We start from the raw sequence: 16229 nt of genomic DNA on the forward strand, positions 1-16229 counted from the left end.
CTTGATTTATGGTAGGTAACTGCCAATATCTTTTCTAAAAAGCTTTCCTGACCAATGTAGTTTTTCATTAAGTTCATAGGCCTGGCGCAAGGCCTCTTCTTTGGTGTTTCCAACGCCTACCGAGCCAAGAACACGGCCTCCGTTGGTTTTCCATATCGGCCCCTCCTGTTTAGTTCCCGCATGGATAACATAGGAAGTGGAGGAGTCGCTGATTTGAGCTAAGCCTTCGATGGAAATTCCTTTAGTTGGATTTTCTGGATAACCTGGACTAGCTAATATCACGCATGCGGCATGGAGTTTTTTTAATTTTATAGGGTCTAAGGTTCCTTGAGATAGATGACTCATTACCAAAGCTAGGTCTTCGTCAATCAATGGAAGAATCACTTGAGTTTCTGGATCTCCGAATCGAACATTGTATTCTAAGACCTTAGGCCCTTCTTCGGTAACCATAATCCCAATAAAGAGGGCTCCTCTAAATAAAAATTGATTTTTTCTTAGTTGGTTCACGCTGGGTTTTAAAATCAGTTCTTCAATTTGATGTCGGAGTTCGTGTGGAATTTGAAGAGGAGCAATGGTTCCCATCCCTCCCGTGTTTGGGCCTTCATTGTTGTCATTTAATCTTTTGTGATCTTGAGCCAAAGGCAAGGACACATAGTTTTCTCCATTGGTTAAAATAATAAAACTTAACTCCCATCCCGGTTCAAATTTTTCTAACAGAGCCTTTCTTCCCGCATCGCCAAAGATTTGTTTTACAAATAAATCTTGGCTTGCCAGTTCAAGCTCCTTAAGAGTTTTGCAAATATAAACTCCCTTCCCAGCCGCCAAACCATCCGCCTTCAAAACATATGGGGGCTTAAAACAAGTAGCTTTACTTAGGGTTTCCTCAACGCTCGTAACAACAAAATAGGGGGCTGTTGGAACGGCAGCTTCGACCATAAATTCTTTGGCAAAGATCTTACTTCCCTCAAGCATGGCAGCTTGCTGGCTAGGGCCCACTACCAAAATTCCTCTTTCCCTTAACCGATCAGAAACCCCTGCAACTAAGGGATCCTCTGGTCCGATAAATACAAAATCAATTTCAGATTGAAGGCAAAGTTGAATTAATTTTTCAATTTCTAAATAAGAATACGAATGGCAAATGGCTTCTTTTTTCATTCCATCATTGCCAGGAACAACATGAATTTCCGTCACTCTGGGTGAGTTTTTAAAGGCTTTGACAAAAGCATGTTCTCTGCCGCCTTGTCCTAGAATTAGAATTTTCATGATCTCTCCTTTACTCTTGAAAAAACACAAACTACCCTTTTTTTTATGGAAAAAATAGTATTTATATCAGGAAAAAGAACTCCCTTTGGAGCTTTCGGTGGAAGTTTGAAAGAGGTTTCAGCAACAGACTTGTCAGTTGCTGCAGCGAAAGCGACCTTGGAACAGGCTCAGTTGAGTGGTGAAAAAGTAGAACATTTAATTTTAGGCAATGTCGTTCAATCTGGAGCCGATGCGGCTTATATTCCCAAACATATTGCGCTCAAAACGGGATTGCCCATGGCCGCCCCCGCCTTTTCAGTTAACCGTTTATGTGGAAGTGGTTTCCAGTCTTGGGTCAGTGCCGCGCAGATGATTCTGACCGGTGAGGCTTCGGTGGTTTTGGCTGGTGGGGTGGAGCAAATGTCGCAAATTCCCTACATCGCCAGAGGGGTTCGGTTTGGCGGCATTCGAATGGGAAATTTTGAGCTTGAGGACTATCTGACCTCTGCCCTCACCGATGCCTATTCTCAGACATCTATGGCTATCACTGCTGAAAATTTAGGAGAAAAATATCAGATCACACGAGCGATGGTGGATTCCTACTCGGTACAATCTCAAAGTAGGTACCACGCCGCTTTGTTAAAGGATTTTTTTAAAACAGAAATCACTCCCATCACGATAACAAGCAAAAAAGGGACGCAAATTTTGGATAAAGATGAACATCCAAAACCAGAATCAACCCTCGAAAAAATTGGTCAGCTCAAGCCCCTCTTTAAAAAAGATGGTTTGGTGACAGCTGCCACCGCTTCGGGGATTGTGGATGGAGCAGCAATGAGCCTGCTTACGAGCGAGAGCAAGGCCAAAGAGCTGGGGTTGAAACCAATGGCCCGAATTATATCTTGGGCCTCTTTTGGCTGCGATCCCACGATCATGGGAATAGGTCCAGCATATTCTTCGCGACTAGCTCTGCAAAAAGCTTCACTTAAACTCGAACAAATGGATCTTGTTGAAGTCAATGAGGCCTTTGCGGCTCAATACTTAGCAGTTCAGGCAGAATTGGGATTAAATCCCGACAAGACCAATGTGAACGGAGGGGCTATCGCCCTGGGACATCCATTGGGAGCTAGCGGCACTCGCATCATGAATCATTTGGTATATGAGTTACACCGTCGTCAGGCGAAGTATGCCCTTGGCAGCGCCTGTATCGGTGGTGGCCAAGGAATATCTATCATTATTGAAAGAATCTAACAGTCGGATAGATGACCTTCTGGGGACAGGCTCTATAAGACAGCTTTTAAAGTTATAAACTCTGAATGATTTGATTGGCTTCAGAGTAATTTTCAGGAGCGACATACAATCGATCGATGACCCTGGTGCCTTCGTATTTTTTAAAAATTTCGGTGGAGTCATTAATAGGTGTTGGTTTAGTCCATTTATCGTAGGGATCCACCACATAAATATCCATGGCTTTGTCCTCAACCGAACCAGAATGATATTTTGATAACCGAGCGTGGGAAGAAGCCCAGATGACTTCGATTCCTTGAGCTTCTATAATTTTCTTGGCCTTTTCACAACGCTTATTCATTCCTATATTATGAAGTTCAAGCAAGACCCTAAATGGCTTTCTTTGCGAAATTCGCTTGGCCCAAGGATTTTCTGAATTAGAAAGGTGTTCATAAAGTTTATAGTCATTATATTTTAAGTACTCTGATATATCAGCAGGTATGAAAAATTGGCAGTCCTTTGAAGACAAATATTTATTTAGCATTTCCTCGTAAATAATACTTTTATGATGAAAGTAAACCATCAAGTGCATGTGATGACGTGAAATTAAAAAATCATCAAAAGAGTATAAGGCCCTGCGACTGATGGCTAAATAAAGTTTCTGATCGACAATATGAAAAGTTAAGTTTTGAATCAGCCATTCGATATCCACTTTTCCATAATTAGTTCCACAAAAGTAAGAATCACGCTCTAAATAGTCCATTCTGTCAGCATCAAGTTCTGAGCTTATTATTTGACTTAATATGGGTCGGAAGTCCATCTGACCATCCATGAAAAAATCATCCGTTGCGGGCAAAGTCTTATCGATTAAGCAGGCCACATGGTAAGGCGTAAATTCAAAATTATTTTTAATAGCCTCTGCAATACTCGAGTCAGTCAGGAATTTTAAAGTGTAATCTTCATGGTTGGCTCTTCGGTTTTGATTGTTTTCGTCGTTATAGATTTTAATCTTGAGGTCTTCAATTTTAGGCATGACTTGTTCGGTGGTATGGCTTAAGGGTCCGTGGCCGAGGTCATGTAATAAAGCACCCAAACGGCAAGCCTGACGAAGTTGTGTTTTCTTCGATGATTTAGAGGCCGACTTCACAGTCGATTTCGTAAAGGGATAAATTCTAAAAATAGCATCAAAAATTTGCCCAGAAATATGACAAACTCCTAAGGAATGCAAGTAGCGGTTATGAGTCGCTCCCGGAAAACTAAACTCAGAAAAACCAAGCTGTTTGATCGCGCGCAGTCTTTGAAATTCTGGAGTATCCAGTATGGCAACCTCAGCATCTGAAAAAAATAATGAACCATGAAGGGGATCTCTAATTTCCATAAATTATTTCCTCGATAGATACCTTGAGATAAATAGTCTTTTAGATCTCGTCAAATAGATCATTTAGATCTTTCTTAAATAACATGAGATTTCTAAGCTTCAAAGTCCTTATATTAGATTTAGTCACTAATTTGAAAATTAAAGGTCCAGATTTTCTCATTATGGCTCAAGTTTTTTTTAAGTGTCCCGATCTGAGATTTAAGAGATAAAACACCCATAGGAATCATTAAGATTCCGTCGCTCTCTAAGGATGGAGAGGGATTAACTCAAGGAGGAGGAATTTATGGGATTGCGTATTAATACAAATACGGCTTCTTTAAACGCCCAAAGGGTTCTTTGGGGCACGAAGTCGGGACTTGATAAGAGCATGGAAAAGCTCGCTTCAGGTTACCGGATTAATCGAGCCGGAGATGATGCCGCGGGCTTGGCCATCTCAGAAAATTTAAAAGCTCAAGTTCGAGGTTTGAAACAAGCCTCAAGAAATGCCCAAGATGGTATTTCCTTAGTGCAAGTCGCAGAGGGTGCGATGAACGAAGTTTCTTCAATCCTCATCAGGCTGCGAGAACTTGCCGTTCAAGCCGCTTCAGACACGATCGGGCCCGTTGAAAGGCAATTCCTAAATGTGGAATATGATCAAATGGTTTCCGAGGTCGATCGGATTGCTGAAGGTACCGAGTTCAATGGAACTCAGTTACTGGCAGGGGTAGGGTCCATACTTGATTTCCAAGTGGGAACTCGAAACAATCCAGAGATTGATAGAATTTCCTTTGATGCTTCTAAAGCCGATGCGAATTCAGCTGCTCTCGGAGTCAATCTGACGAGCGTTGCGGATAAGGCCTCTGCACAAAATGCATTGGCAGCGATTGACACAGCCATTGTCAGCGTGTCCGCGATGAGAGCTGATTTTGGAGCGATTCAAAATCGATTGCAATCTACAATTAGTAACATTCAAGTCAACGTTGAAAATATGTCTGCCGCCAATTCTCGAATCAGAGATGTGGACGTGGCTGAAGAAACTTCAGAGATGACTCGAAATAATATTTTATTAAATGCTGGTACTTCGGTATTAGCCCAAGCGAATTCACAAGCTAATGTCGCGCTTCAACTCTTGAACAAGTCATTTAATTCCTAATCCTTTAATTAGGTTTATTAGGAATTAAATGAACCCGGTTGATCGATCTTGTAGATCAAGATCACCCTCATGAGAATCCCGAAAAGCACAATTTGTGTTAGAGCTTACTTGATCTGTTTCCTGCGTTTGGGGCAGAACTCTGCCCCATTTATTTTAGCTCTCAAAGAGCAATACTTTTCGCAAATGGGTTAGCAATTTTTTATATAATAATTGCGAAACAGAATCCATTCTTATAGACACATAAATAGGTTTCGTCACCTTTGAAAGACCTTTCATCTTTAGCTCCACTAAATTTTTATATGAGACATGACTTCGCGCCAGAATCTCTGGAAGAAATACCAACTGGTCTGTATTTGTTGCCAACGTGATAGCTGCATCCGCAGTAGCTGTTTCCATCCCCTTAATTCTTTTTGAAAATGTTACTGGGAAATGGTCATTACCGAAAAACAATCCCTCTTGAGTCCAGTAAACGGGAACCACAAAAGGAAATTTGAGAATTTTCTCCATATTTAATGGTGTATTTTGAAGTAATGGATGATTTCTTCTTGCTAAAAGACGCCACTCCAGATTTCCAAGAAGCTCGCTTTGCCAACTTTTGGGCCAATCTAATTTACCAATATGAATGGCAATTTCAAACGCCCCTTTGAGTCCCATCATGATGAGTTGATCTGGTGAAAAATCGATGATTCGAAAATTTTCAATATTTTTTGAATCGAGCGACATTTTTGAAACGGCATTGGCAACCAAATGGGACGAAATAAATGAAGGGCTGCCAATGGATATAATGGATTTGCTTTTTTTTGAAAACGGTCCTTGTCGGATATCCTGAAATTGTTTTGAAAACTTAATAATTTTATCTGCTAATGTTAAGAATTCATGACCTTGGGTCGTGAGCAAAATTCCTGTTAAAGAGCGATCTATTAATTTTGTTTGTAATTTCAATTCCAAACTTTTAATTACTTTTGAGATCTGCCCCGGATGAAGAGATTTTCTTCTAGCTAACTCCCGAATGGATTTAATATTTGAAAGCTCAATAAATAAATTCATTTCAGCCAAAGTGATTTTATACAGGGAATCTTGCATTCTCGATTTCTTTCTTTCTTGGCTGTGATTACCAAGAAGGTTTTTTTTTAAAAAAAGTGTTTCCAAATTTGATACACCCGTTTCCACATTTACCATCTATGCAAAGAAAGTTAAAGGGAATAATAGTGTTGATAGGAGGAAACATGACAAAAACAAGCGTTAGAAGAAATGTACTTATAGCCAATAAAAAAGGGGACACCCGATTTGTCACCTTTAACGATCTTTCCGATCAAAAAGAACATATAGCACTCGTCTTTAAACAAGATGAACTCAGGATTTCAGGGGCCACTCCCCTAGTGAGAATCCATTCTGAATGTTTTACGGGCGATATTTTTGGATCTTCCCGATGTGACTGTGGAGATCAATTGGATGAAGCTATTGAAACCATGATGATTAAAGGCGGAATCATTATATACTTAAGACAAGAAGGTAGAGGGATTGGTTTGTATTCAAAAATTGATGCCTATGAACTTCAAGATAAAGGCTATGATACCTTTGAGGCCAACGAAGCCTTGGGGCACTTGGCAGACGATAGATCCTTTCATGTGGCGCAAGAAATGTTGTCGGCATTAGGAATTCATAAAATAAAATTGCTTACAAACAATCCAGAGAAAGCCAGCCAGTTGATTCAATTAGGTATTGAAATAGAGGAAGTTGTTAAAACAGGCGTTTATCTTAAAAAAGAGAACTTTAATTACTTAATGACAAAGGCCAAAAAAGGAAACCATAAATTGGATTTAAATTCTATTATCAATTTTAAAAAATCAATGGAGCTAAAATGAAATTACAATTTGATTTAAAATGGGCTCAATCTTTAGATGGTCAGTTGTGTGATGATAATTACAAATCAAAGTGGTTAACTGGTGATAAAGAACTTATTCGAACTCATGAAATTCGCAAACAATATTCTGCGGTTCTCGTTGGGGCAAATACTTTTATTCAAGACTTTTCTAAATTAACAGTCAGGAAAGTAGAGCTAGAAAGTGAAGAAAGACAACCTGTCAGGATTATTTTGGATTTAAATAATTCCTTGTTAAAGCAGATTAAAAACAAAGAGATCGCAAAAGAATTACTCACGGGCGACCGAAACACCTACATCATCTCTACAGAAAAAAAGGAAGATGATTGTTGGAATGAAAAAGTTTATTTTATACCTTGTCACTTTAATTTTTCATCAGATCAAAATAAAATTAAAAATGAACTCATTAAAGTGTTTAGTATTATTTCTAAAGTGGAAAACAGAAAGATCGAACGCGTTTTAGTCGAAGGCGGAGCTAAAACCCTTTGTTTTTTTCTTGATAAAAAACTATTTCATAAAATTTTTATTTCCTTAGCACCCGTTATCATTGGAGGAAATAAAAATCGAATTTATTTAAACAGAACTTTTACTAACCGTCTCAAGCTAGAAACAAAAGACATACAGGTCTTAGGAAAAGATATCTTCACTGAATTTAACAGTTTTAGTTAATTGTTTTCTTTATTTATTCAGATAGTTCGTCAATATAAACAGTTAGTTTGTACATTTTTTATAATCACTCATTGAAAGGAGCTAAAATGAAAACTAATATCCTAGTTTCAAAATTATTTCGTCGTCAGTTAATCTATTTTTTTTACTTTATTATCATGAGTCATTCATCAATTACAAAATTAATGGAACCCAAAACTCCTTCTTGGTTTGTTGATCAATTTAAAAATACCATCATTAATCTAATTCCGGAATTAGTTCCATCCTCATTTTACTTAATTGGAATTTTCGAACTGACAATTGGAATCCTTTTTCTGTCGTGCGTATTTCTTAAGAACAACAAGCAACTATTCGTTTCAAAACTAGCTTTTTCTTTTGTTTTAGTTCTATTTATAATGCTTAGCTTTGGCCAAAGAATCTCTGGAAACTTCCAAGACTCAGCTATTTTATTCTTTTATTTTACCGCAAGCCTTTATCTGGAATCCTTTGTTAGCGAAAGCTGTTAGCAAAGATCAAAAAACCAAATAAATGAATCGTGATTATTTTTTTAGCGGACAGGTATTTAAACCAAACAAAGTATATAAAGGACAAAAATGGAATAACCCAGTTGCCAAAGGAATAATTCCAATAAATCCCCATACCTTTAAATCTTCTGGGCCTACAAACGCAAAAATTAACAAGGCCATGCCAACAACAATTCTTGCAACTCTATCGATACTGCCAACATTTTTTTTCACAAAGACTCCTTTTCGAAATTTTAGAACACATTCTTATGAAACATAAAAAAAGGTTAGCACAAAAAAATTCACATTGAAACTAAGAAAGCGAGATAAAATCCCAGATTGAAGAAAAAATGTATCAACATTCCTCCTAAAATAGAGTTATGTTTATAAACAAAATACCCGCAACTAAGTCCTAGAATAAGCGTATAAACTGTTTGATACATAACAAAGGGGTGTATTTCCTTCGGTGCAAACCAGATGGCATGCAGATGTGAATAAGAAAAAACAATGGAAGTGATGACCCAAGATAAAAAAGGTCTCTTGGTTAAAGAATCTGTCGGCTTCCAGAGAAAGAATCTAAAAATAAGCTCTTCCAGAATTGGCGATATTAAAAGAAGAAATGCAATCGTTTGGACTCCTTGCAAATCAAATGGAATCAGAATATTTGAAAAAACTGCAAATTTAAAAATTGCAAATCCAAAAATTAAACTACCTATAGAACTAAGAAAAATGGATCGATGAAATTTAAAAAGTTCACGAAAAGAATTCCAAGAAAGGATAATGGAAAAGGCAACAAGAAGAGCTTCCAAAATATAAGAAGCAAATTCCCCTAGCGAATCTAAATTCGATGTAAATCCAAATCGAATAACGAGGTAAAGAAAGGCAAGCCCATTCCAAATAACTGTTCTTGATTTCAATTTGTAGTTCAATGCAGGGTTCAATTTAGCCACCATCAACCTTCCTTAACTTTAATTATGTCCATGTTTGTCTAAATATATCTAATTTTTGCTATGATGTCATAAAGAATGACATGAAGGGTGATATTTTGTTAAAAATGGCTGTTTCTTAAAAACCTCAAAAAAATGATTTTTGTTCCCAACGATCAGTTCAAAAGTTTAAGTATTTTCAAAGTTTTAACCCTTATCGGGAGCTCTTGGTATATTGCATAGTTAATGGCGCTCTATTCTGGCAAACTTCTTGCGAGTCATACTTTCAGTGAGAACTTCTAATTTAACTTTAAAAGCCTACTTTTCTTTGTTTCTCGTCTTTTCTTTGAAAGGATTTGCTATCAGTCAAGCTGCTGGAATTGCTTGTCTTGGATTTTATGGGCAAGTCAATTTGGATAAATCGTTTCAAAATGTGAGTCTTAAAATTCCACTTCAACAAGAAATTGAAGAAGCGCTTTCTGAAATAAATGTCACCAGACCTGGCATCTTTTCTGAGGCTGAGGCCCTTCAGTTTAATTTCGGAAACAATATCGACCTAATAATTGGTCAGGCGAAAACAACTAAGAATTTAAAACCGGGAGTTCTTTTTGAGGAGCAAGTTCGAGGGGCAGTCGTTACCCCTGCGGCTACTTCAATTAATTTTGAGAGGTCATCGAATTTGTTTGATGAGCTCAGCAGCAATTCTCCTTTTCGAGAATTACTGCTGTATGCACGGGAACCCCATGATAGAGGAATGATAAGTCAACTTAAGAGTGAAGGTCATCGACTTTCACGAGGATCGGAAAAATACGTTCAAGTGGAAGATAAGGTCATAGTGCAAAAATTTTTGGAATATTTTGAAAACGAGACTAATATTTCCAGAGATAATGCTAAATATGTGGAAAATGCATTACAACAAATGATAGATTCTGCCCGTCTTGCTTTTGGTACCGAAAGAAGTCTTAACATATGTGGGATTCGAATACGGTGGAAGCAGGAAGGTGTAGGTAAAGATTATGACATAGTTCATGAAGATTTTTCGACTACGGTGGCAACCACTCTCTCTTTGATCGGAGCAGGAACAGAGATTTTTTACCAAAATGGAGATGCACTTGAAATTCGCGGAGTGTCAGCAAATAAGATCTCTCATATTTTAGGACAGAGAAGCGGGAGACCTGTGAAGCACAGAGCTTCGACTTTATCAGGTAAGCGAATTACTTTACTTATTTTTTGGAACTAAAAATCCACAGGGTTTTCGCGATTCATTCACCAGCTGGAGAATTTTGCAGTTTCATAAAATAGCAAATCGGCTCCGTGTGAAACAAGATTATTGGGAATGAAATGTTCTTTAAGGCTTTGATATTGGTGTTCATTTTGGACCCGATAACAAAGGGGATCTATAATCTTATCAGAAAGGTCCATACCCATAGCAGTTAACTCTTCTCACAGGGCCTTTAAGAACTGCTAGCCTTCAAAATGAAAGGTGTTGATTACTTTTTGTGTTTCCATAACCTTTTTTGATAAAAATAATATGTGCTTGTAAATTACATTAAAATCGATTTTAATGTAATTATTAATGACACTTATAAATCCATATCATCTGAAATATTTTGTTGACGCGGTTGAGCTTGGAAGTATTAGCGCCTCTGCCCAAAGAAATCTGGTAAGTCACCCAGCCGTGAGTAGAGCCATCAGCGCCATTGAAGCCCATTACAAAATTCGCCTATTAGAGCATAGAAAAAAATCATTCGAAGTGACTGCCGAAGGTTACAAACTGTCCAGAGCAGCTAATGAATTGCTAAAAACAATAAAACAGTTTGAAAGCCATATTTCGGAAAGTACAAATTCAGTCACGGGAAGTGTAACCATTGGAATGTCGAGATCCATAGGACAAGCGTTCCTTGGAAAATTCATCGATAAAATAAGAAAAAAATATCCCGAAGTATTTATAGAGATTCGATTTGGAACCACCTCCGAACTGGTCGATAAATTATTGCAAGGTGATCTAGACCTCGCCATTACGGTTGGAAAACAAACAATGCCAACTCTAAACCAAAGAATTCTAAAAAAGGGAAAATTTGTCCTCATTCAATCAGGCAATCGAGCAGACGCCAGTCATGACATCAAAAATCTCATAATGACTGAACCAAAGTTTGAAACAGAGTTGCTTAAAAAATCATACTATAAAAATTTTAAACAACTTTTGAATCCAAACCTTGTCGTAGGAAGTTGGGACATGATTGTGAGCTTAGTTGCCGATGGCCAAGGAATTGGTTTGGTGCCAGATCTTGTTTTGACTAGAGAAAGTAAAATCAAAATTCTTAACCAAAATTGGTTTCAGTGTCCCTATGAAATAGTTTTGAATCAAAAAAGTGATAGGCATAAGAATATAAGTCAAAAAGTGGTAGCCGAAACAATATTTAGCTTTTTGTCTTAAAAAAACAAATCGTCTAGCGAACAAAGCAGAAAAAACTTTTGCTGTCATAAAACCAGACAAAAGTCAGAAACACAGTAAAAAAAACGGACTCAGATAACTCACTGAAATTTCGATGAAGTTTGTAGGAGTCTCAAACTATTCTCATTTTGATGCGACGAGAATCTAGACTAAAAAAAAATCCAAATTCAATTTACAATAGAAGCGCAGGCACTCTATTTGCTTTTATACTGTATGTGCTAGTTGTTCCAAAAGGGGTTATATGCTTAAAAAACGATTCATCTTTTCCTTTATTTTTTTATGGATTTTCTTTTTATCAGTGTACTTTGTGCAGATTGAGAATTCACAAGCCGCAGATAAATCCAAGGCTGAACCAAAACCGACTGACACAACACCAAAAGAATCCTCTGATAAGAAGGTTAGTGGAACAGCCGGTTCGACCGATGCTAGTCTAGCGTTACAATTGGCGATAATAGAAAGGGAAAGAGAGAAAGAAAGAAATCAAAAATCAGCATATGAGGCATATGTAGCAGCAGATGAAGATTACCAGGAAAAATGTTTAGGTTCAAAAACTGAGTCTAAAGAAAAATGCGCGAATCTTTTAAAGATTGCGAAAAAAAAGAAAAATGAGTTTGAAGTTTTACAGGGTAAAAAACTCGATGACAGTTCCGATGTTAAAGTCTGCGATGATAAATACGATGATTATAATGAAAATTATAAAGAATGTAGGCCAGCCTATGAGAAGATGTCGGATAAGTGTAATGGGAAAGGGGATGCGGAAATTGTTGATAGTGATACGTTGAATATGGTGTCGCCTCTTTTAAGTGGAGTGAAGGGTGCTGATACGATGTTGGAAGTTTATTCGGCTATGAATGATAAACCTGGTTGTTATTTGAGTAAGTCTGATTTTATGGAACAAAAGGGAAGTCTTAAAGATGAAGTTAATAATCTCGAAGAACAGTTGAAAAAAAATAGAGATGAAGGGCAAGAGGCCCAGGAGAAATTTGCGGATAAATTAAAAGATTGGGCTGATGAAGAAATTAGCATTGTTGATGATTTGCAAAAAATGCCTATAGAAAGGGAAAAAAAAATAAAAGAATTGGATAAAATGAAAACAAAGGCAAGAATGGAAGCACAGTCTAAATACAATGCTATTAATGATGAAATTTTAAAAACTAAACGCGCCTACAATGAATTGGTGGATTCGCAAACTGTGGCCTTGGTGGATACCTCTGAGTTTGCGCTTCATGATAAATGTTTGAATAGCTTAGCGGAGGCGGATGGGAAGAAAAACAAAAATAATGTAACGGCAGCCCCAGCTGTGAGTAAAAGTTTTAGTGGTGCCTTTTTGCTTGGAAAAAATGCAGATGTGTACAAACAAAAATCTTACGATCTTTGTATGAATAGAGAAAGAAAAAATGCCGTTCGAATAAGTCGCCAAATTTTTAATGAATTAAATTCAATGAAACAAAAGTTAGTTACCTATGATAGAGTACTAGGTCAAATTGATGAGGAATTAAAACTCTTAGACAAAGATGTTACTGATGAAATTAAAAGTTTCGATGCGAGTCAAAATCAGGAAATGGCAACTAAAAAGCTTAGATATTTAAAGATTCAAGATGATAAGAAAAATGCTAAAAACGAGTTAGATACAAAATTAAAAAGTCTGGATGATGATACGAAAAATATTGAAAAAAAGATATCTATTGCCAAGTTAAAACTACAGCATTTTACTAACAAAACGGCGCCGACGGATTCGGATAAATCGGTGACAAAACAAATTGAGGCTTGTGAAGACTTTCCTGATTTTAAAGATAGTTTTTATAATAAATGTTGTAATAATGATTATCAAGGAAGCGGAGCTAAGCTTTGTAAGAGTTTTGAAAAGACAGCAAGAAAGGGGAAAACCGATAAATCGTCTAAAACATCTAGCTCTTCCAAATCTAGAGGCGTTCAATAGGGGTTCTTGTTCGGGTGTTCAGGGAGTTCAGACCCTAGACTTTGAAAAACATGCTTCCCCAATGGGGAATATCAGTAGATAATGCTATCAAGGTCTTTTTTTCAGGAGCTGGATCGTGTTAAAGAAAATTCTTTTGGGTGCGGGTGCCCTGGTTGTTATTTGTATATCTTCACTTTATATTTGGGTAAGTTCTATTAAATCTTCATTACCAAAAATAATGGAAATTAAGGATTATCAACCTCTATTGGTGAGCCCTGTTTTTGATCGTCATAATAAAAAAATTGGTGAGTTTTTTAATGAGCGAAGAACGGTAGTCCCTTATAATCAAATTCCTGAAAAGGTAGTACAGGCCTTTCTTGCTGCGGAAGATGATCAATTCTTTAAACATTCTGGGATCAATTTTCTGGCTATTTTAAGAGCGATGATGGCTAATATGCGCGCGGGGAAAAATGTTCAAGGTGGATCCACAATTACACAGCAGGTGGCAAAAACTTTTTTTCTTTCTCCAGAAAAAACAATTTCAAGAAAAATACGAGAAGCTTTTTTAGCATGGTCTTTGGAGGATAATTTAAGTAAAGAAGATATTTTGTTTCTGTATTTAAATCAAATTTACTTTGGCCACGGGGCTTATGGAATAGAAAATGCTAGCCAGACGTATTTCAAAAAAACAGTTTCAAAAATCACGCTGCCAGAGGCCGCAATTCTGGCGGGCCTGCCTCAGGCCCCAAGCCGCTATTCACCGGTGACAAATCCGCAAAAAGCTAAAGAAAGACAACGTTATGTTTTAAATCGAATGGCCAACGTGGGTTTTATTTCCCCCCAAGAGGCGGATGGTGCGGTGAAGGAGCCAGTAAAAGTTTATATTCGAGAGGATTATAAAGAATCAGCACCGTATTTTTTGGAAACTATCCGTCAGGTTTTGTTCCAACAATTAGGCGAAGAGGTCGTTTTAGATAAGGGAATCAAAATTTATACGTCCCTAGATATTGATAAACAGCAAGCGGCTCAAGAGTCCGTTCAAAATGGTTTGAAGAGCCTAGATAAGAGACAAGGGTATCGTGGTGCCTTGAGAAATATTCAAGATAAAGAAGAAAAAAATAAATTTATCCAAACGAAAACAAAAGAATTGGTATTAGCTACTTCACCAGAAAGAACCATCTTGCCCGATGGGATGTTTGCAGAGATACAGGCAAAGCAACCGCAAAATAGTTCAACAAAAATTCCTATTTATTTAACCCTTAACAAATCCTATGAAGCTGTTGTTTATGAAATAGATGAAGCCAACGGACTTGTTTTTCTAGAACTTCCTGGGGTTTATGGTGTTATTGATTTTGAGACAATGAAATGGGCCAGAAAACCAGATAGCAGTAAGAAAGCTGAAACAGATCAAATTAAAAAAATTTCTGATGCCTTAAAGGTGGGTGATGTTGTTTTGGTAAAACTTATCAATGAATCAGTAGTTATTCCGCGCCTAAAGATCCCCTTTGATTTTAAAAAATTTGTATTAGCTGAATTAGATCAAATTCCTGAAGTTGAGGGGTCCTTAATTTCTTTTGATCAAGAGACGGAAGAAGTTATAGCCATGGTGGGTGGGTATAATTTTGAAAGAAATAAGAATGAATTTAATAGAACGATTCAGGCGGTAAGGCAGACGGGATCTGCATTTAAAGCGCTTGTCTATGCTTCTGCATTAGATAAAGGTTATACACCATCTTCCACATTGATGGATGCTCCCCTTGTTTATGAAGAGGCGATCAAAGATGAAGAAGGTCAGGATGATACCAAAGTTTGGAAACCAACTAACCATGGAAAAACCTTTGGGGGTGAAATCACTTTTAGAAATGCCTTGGTTCAATCTTTAAATCTGCCATCAGTTAGAATTATTGAAGATGTGGGTGTTCATTGGTCTACCGATTATGCCCGCAGGTTAGGTTTGTTCAGTCCATTGAATAATGACTTTACATTGGTTCTGGGATCGTCCTCAGTAACTTTGTATGAAATGACAAAGGCCTTTTCTCAATTTGGTAGATTAGGTAAAAGAATTTTTCCCATCATCATTCAAAAGGTGACAGATAAAAATGATACAGTTCTTTTAAATAAGATCACCTTGGATATACGTTTTCAAAAAGAAATTGGCGAGATAGATAAGGATTTTGATGAAAGAAGAACTCTTTTCATGGAGAAAAAAGCAGCAAGTGCGGCGACGGCGGCTCCTACAGATCCAGCGAATCAGGCAAATCCAGCAAGCCCGTTAAACCCGTCAAGCCTAGGTAGCCAGACAAGTCCTCAAGGAAATGCAAACAATGAGGGGATCGACCCTCAAAGAGTTGCTGATCTAAATGGAGTTAAAAATAAAAAACCAAATAAGCCTGACGAGTTTTTCTTTTTTGAAGATGTTAATCAAATTATCAGGCCCCAAACTGCTTTTTTAATGACCAACATGCTTAAAGGCGTGGTTGAAGATCCCAATGGGACAGCAGGAAGAGCGCGAAGTTTAGGACGTGAAGTGGCTGGTAAAACGGGGACTACCAATGGCTACGTGGATGCATGGTTTATTGGATACACTCCTCAAATTGCTACGGGAGTTTGGGTAGGCTATGATAAAGAAAAAACTATTGGCAAAGGTGAAGTGGGTGGACGAGCCGCCTTGCCTCTATGGCTTGAGTATATGAAGTTTGCTCACGAAAATTTGCCGCAAAAATCCTTTCCCGTGCCTCCAGGAATTGTATTTGCCAATGTAGACAGCAAGACGGGTACCTTAGCAAACTCTTCAACTAAAGATGTTGTTAAGCAAGCTTATATTGAAGGGACCGAGCCAACGACCGCTAGTAGCAAAGGTGATGAAACTGTTGATTTCTTAAAGCAAGAGATGACAGAATAGG

Annotated in this window: 14 protein-coding genes and 1 pseudogene; 10 read left to right on the plus strand and 5 right to left on the minus strand. The window is 37.6% G+C overall.

The annotated features are described in order from the left end of the window. Positions 1-6: 6 nt before the first annotated feature. Positions 7-1263, minus strand: a complete 1257-nt coding sequence (gene purD / locus J0M15_10335; GenBank protein ID MBN8537439.1) for a phosphoribosylamine--glycine ligase — start codon at positions 1261-1263, stop codon at positions 7-9. 45 nt (positions 1264-1308) lie between these two features. Here purD and J0M15_10340 point away from each other — a divergent pair, with 45 nt between their 5' ends. Then, positions 1309-2490: an acetyl-CoA C-acetyltransferase gene (locus J0M15_10340; protein MBN8537440.1), complete on the plus strand. Its 1182-nt coding sequence runs from the start codon at positions 1309-1311 to the stop codon at positions 2488-2490. A 52-nt stretch (positions 2491-2542) separates the two neighbouring features. Here J0M15_10340 and J0M15_10345 read toward each other — a convergent pair whose 3' ends face one another. Next, positions 2543-3844: an HD domain-containing protein gene (locus tag J0M15_10345; GenBank protein MBN8537441.1), complete on the minus strand. Its 1302-nt coding sequence runs from the start codon at positions 3842-3844 to the stop codon at positions 2543-2545. A gap of 283 nt (positions 3845-4127) precedes the next feature. Between J0M15_10345 and J0M15_10350 the strand changes: the two genes are divergently transcribed. Then, positions 4128-4976: a flagellin FliC gene (locus J0M15_10350; GenBank protein ID MBN8537442.1), complete on the plus strand. Its 849-nt coding sequence runs from the start codon at positions 4128-4130 to the stop codon at positions 4974-4976. Positions 4977-5129: 153 nt separating this feature from the next. Here the strand turns inward: J0M15_10350 and J0M15_10355 are convergent, their stop codons facing one another. After that, positions 5130-6146: a LysR family transcriptional regulator gene (locus J0M15_10355; protein ID MBN8537443.1), complete on the minus strand. Its 1017-nt coding sequence runs from the start codon at positions 6144-6146 to the stop codon at positions 5130-5132. Positions 6147-6202: 56 nt separating this feature from the next. On the opposite strand from J0M15_10355, the gene J0M15_10360 reads away from it, so the two are divergent. The 3 genes from J0M15_10360 (at position 6203) to J0M15_10370 (ending at position 8030) form a co-directional block, all read left to right on the plus strand. After that, positions 6203-6841, plus strand: coding sequence for a GTP cyclohydrolase II (locus tag J0M15_10360; GenBank protein ID MBN8537444.1), 639 nt, complete (start codon positions 6203-6205; stop codon positions 6839-6841). Further along, a complete protein-coding gene (locus tag J0M15_10365; GenBank protein ID MBN8537445.1) occupies positions 6838-7527 on the plus strand; it encodes a RibD family protein in 690 nt (229 codons plus the stop codon). The genes J0M15_10360 and J0M15_10365 overlap by 4 nt, the downstream gene beginning before the upstream one ends. Before the next feature lie 86 nt (positions 7528-7613). Beyond that, positions 7614-8030, plus strand: coding sequence for a hypothetical protein (locus tag J0M15_10370; GenBank protein MBN8537446.1), 417 nt, complete (start codon positions 7614-7616; stop codon positions 8028-8030). Positions 8031-8063: 33 nt separating this feature from the next. On the opposite strand, the gene J0M15_10375 is transcribed toward J0M15_10370, so the two are convergent. After that, positions 8064-8261, minus strand: coding sequence for a DUF2892 domain-containing protein (locus J0M15_10375; GenBank protein MBN8537447.1), 198 nt, complete (start codon positions 8259-8261; stop codon positions 8064-8066). 68 nt (positions 8262-8329) lie between these two features. Then, entirely contained in the window at positions 8330-8980 is a 651-nt protein-coding gene (locus J0M15_10380) for a CPBP family intramembrane metalloprotease (protein ID MBN8537448.1), read from the minus strand. A gap of 262 nt (positions 8981-9242) precedes the next feature. On the opposite strand from J0M15_10380, the gene J0M15_10385 reads away from it, so the two are divergent. The 5 genes and pseudogenes from J0M15_10385 (at position 9243) to J0M15_10405 (ending at position 16228) form a co-directional block, all read left to right on the plus strand. Then, positions 9243-10193 (plus strand): hypothetical protein, encoded by a 951-nt coding sequence (locus J0M15_10385; GenBank protein MBN8537449.1) that lies wholly within the window; start codon positions 9243-9245, stop codon positions 10191-10193. Between the two features lie 336 nt (positions 10194-10529). After that, complete coding sequence (locus J0M15_10390; GenBank protein ID MBN8537450.1) at positions 10530-11390, plus strand: LysR family transcriptional regulator; 861 nt, start codon at positions 10530-10532, stop codon at positions 11388-11390. 259 nt (positions 11391-11649) lie between these two features. Further along, positions 11650-13347: a hypothetical protein gene (locus J0M15_10395; GenBank protein ID MBN8537451.1), complete on the plus strand. Its 1698-nt coding sequence runs from the start codon at positions 11650-11652 to the stop codon at positions 13345-13347. A 115-nt stretch (positions 13348-13462) separates the two neighbouring features. Further along, a pseudogene (locus J0M15_10400) lies at positions 13463-15529 on the plus strand (transglycosylase domain-containing protein). Next, on the plus strand, positions 15524-16228 hold the full coding sequence (locus J0M15_10405; protein MBN8537452.1) for a hypothetical protein: 705 nt from the start codon (positions 15524-15526) through the stop codon (positions 16226-16228). Before J0M15_10400 ends, J0M15_10405 begins: the two are co-directional and overlap by 6 nt. Position 16229: the final 1 nt, after the last annotated feature.

Source organism: Deltaproteobacteria bacterium, assembly GCA_017302835.1.
In the GTDB taxonomy this organism is placed as follows: domain Bacteria; phylum Bdellovibrionota; class Bdellovibrionia; order Bdellovibrionales; family Bdellovibrionaceae; genus UBA2316.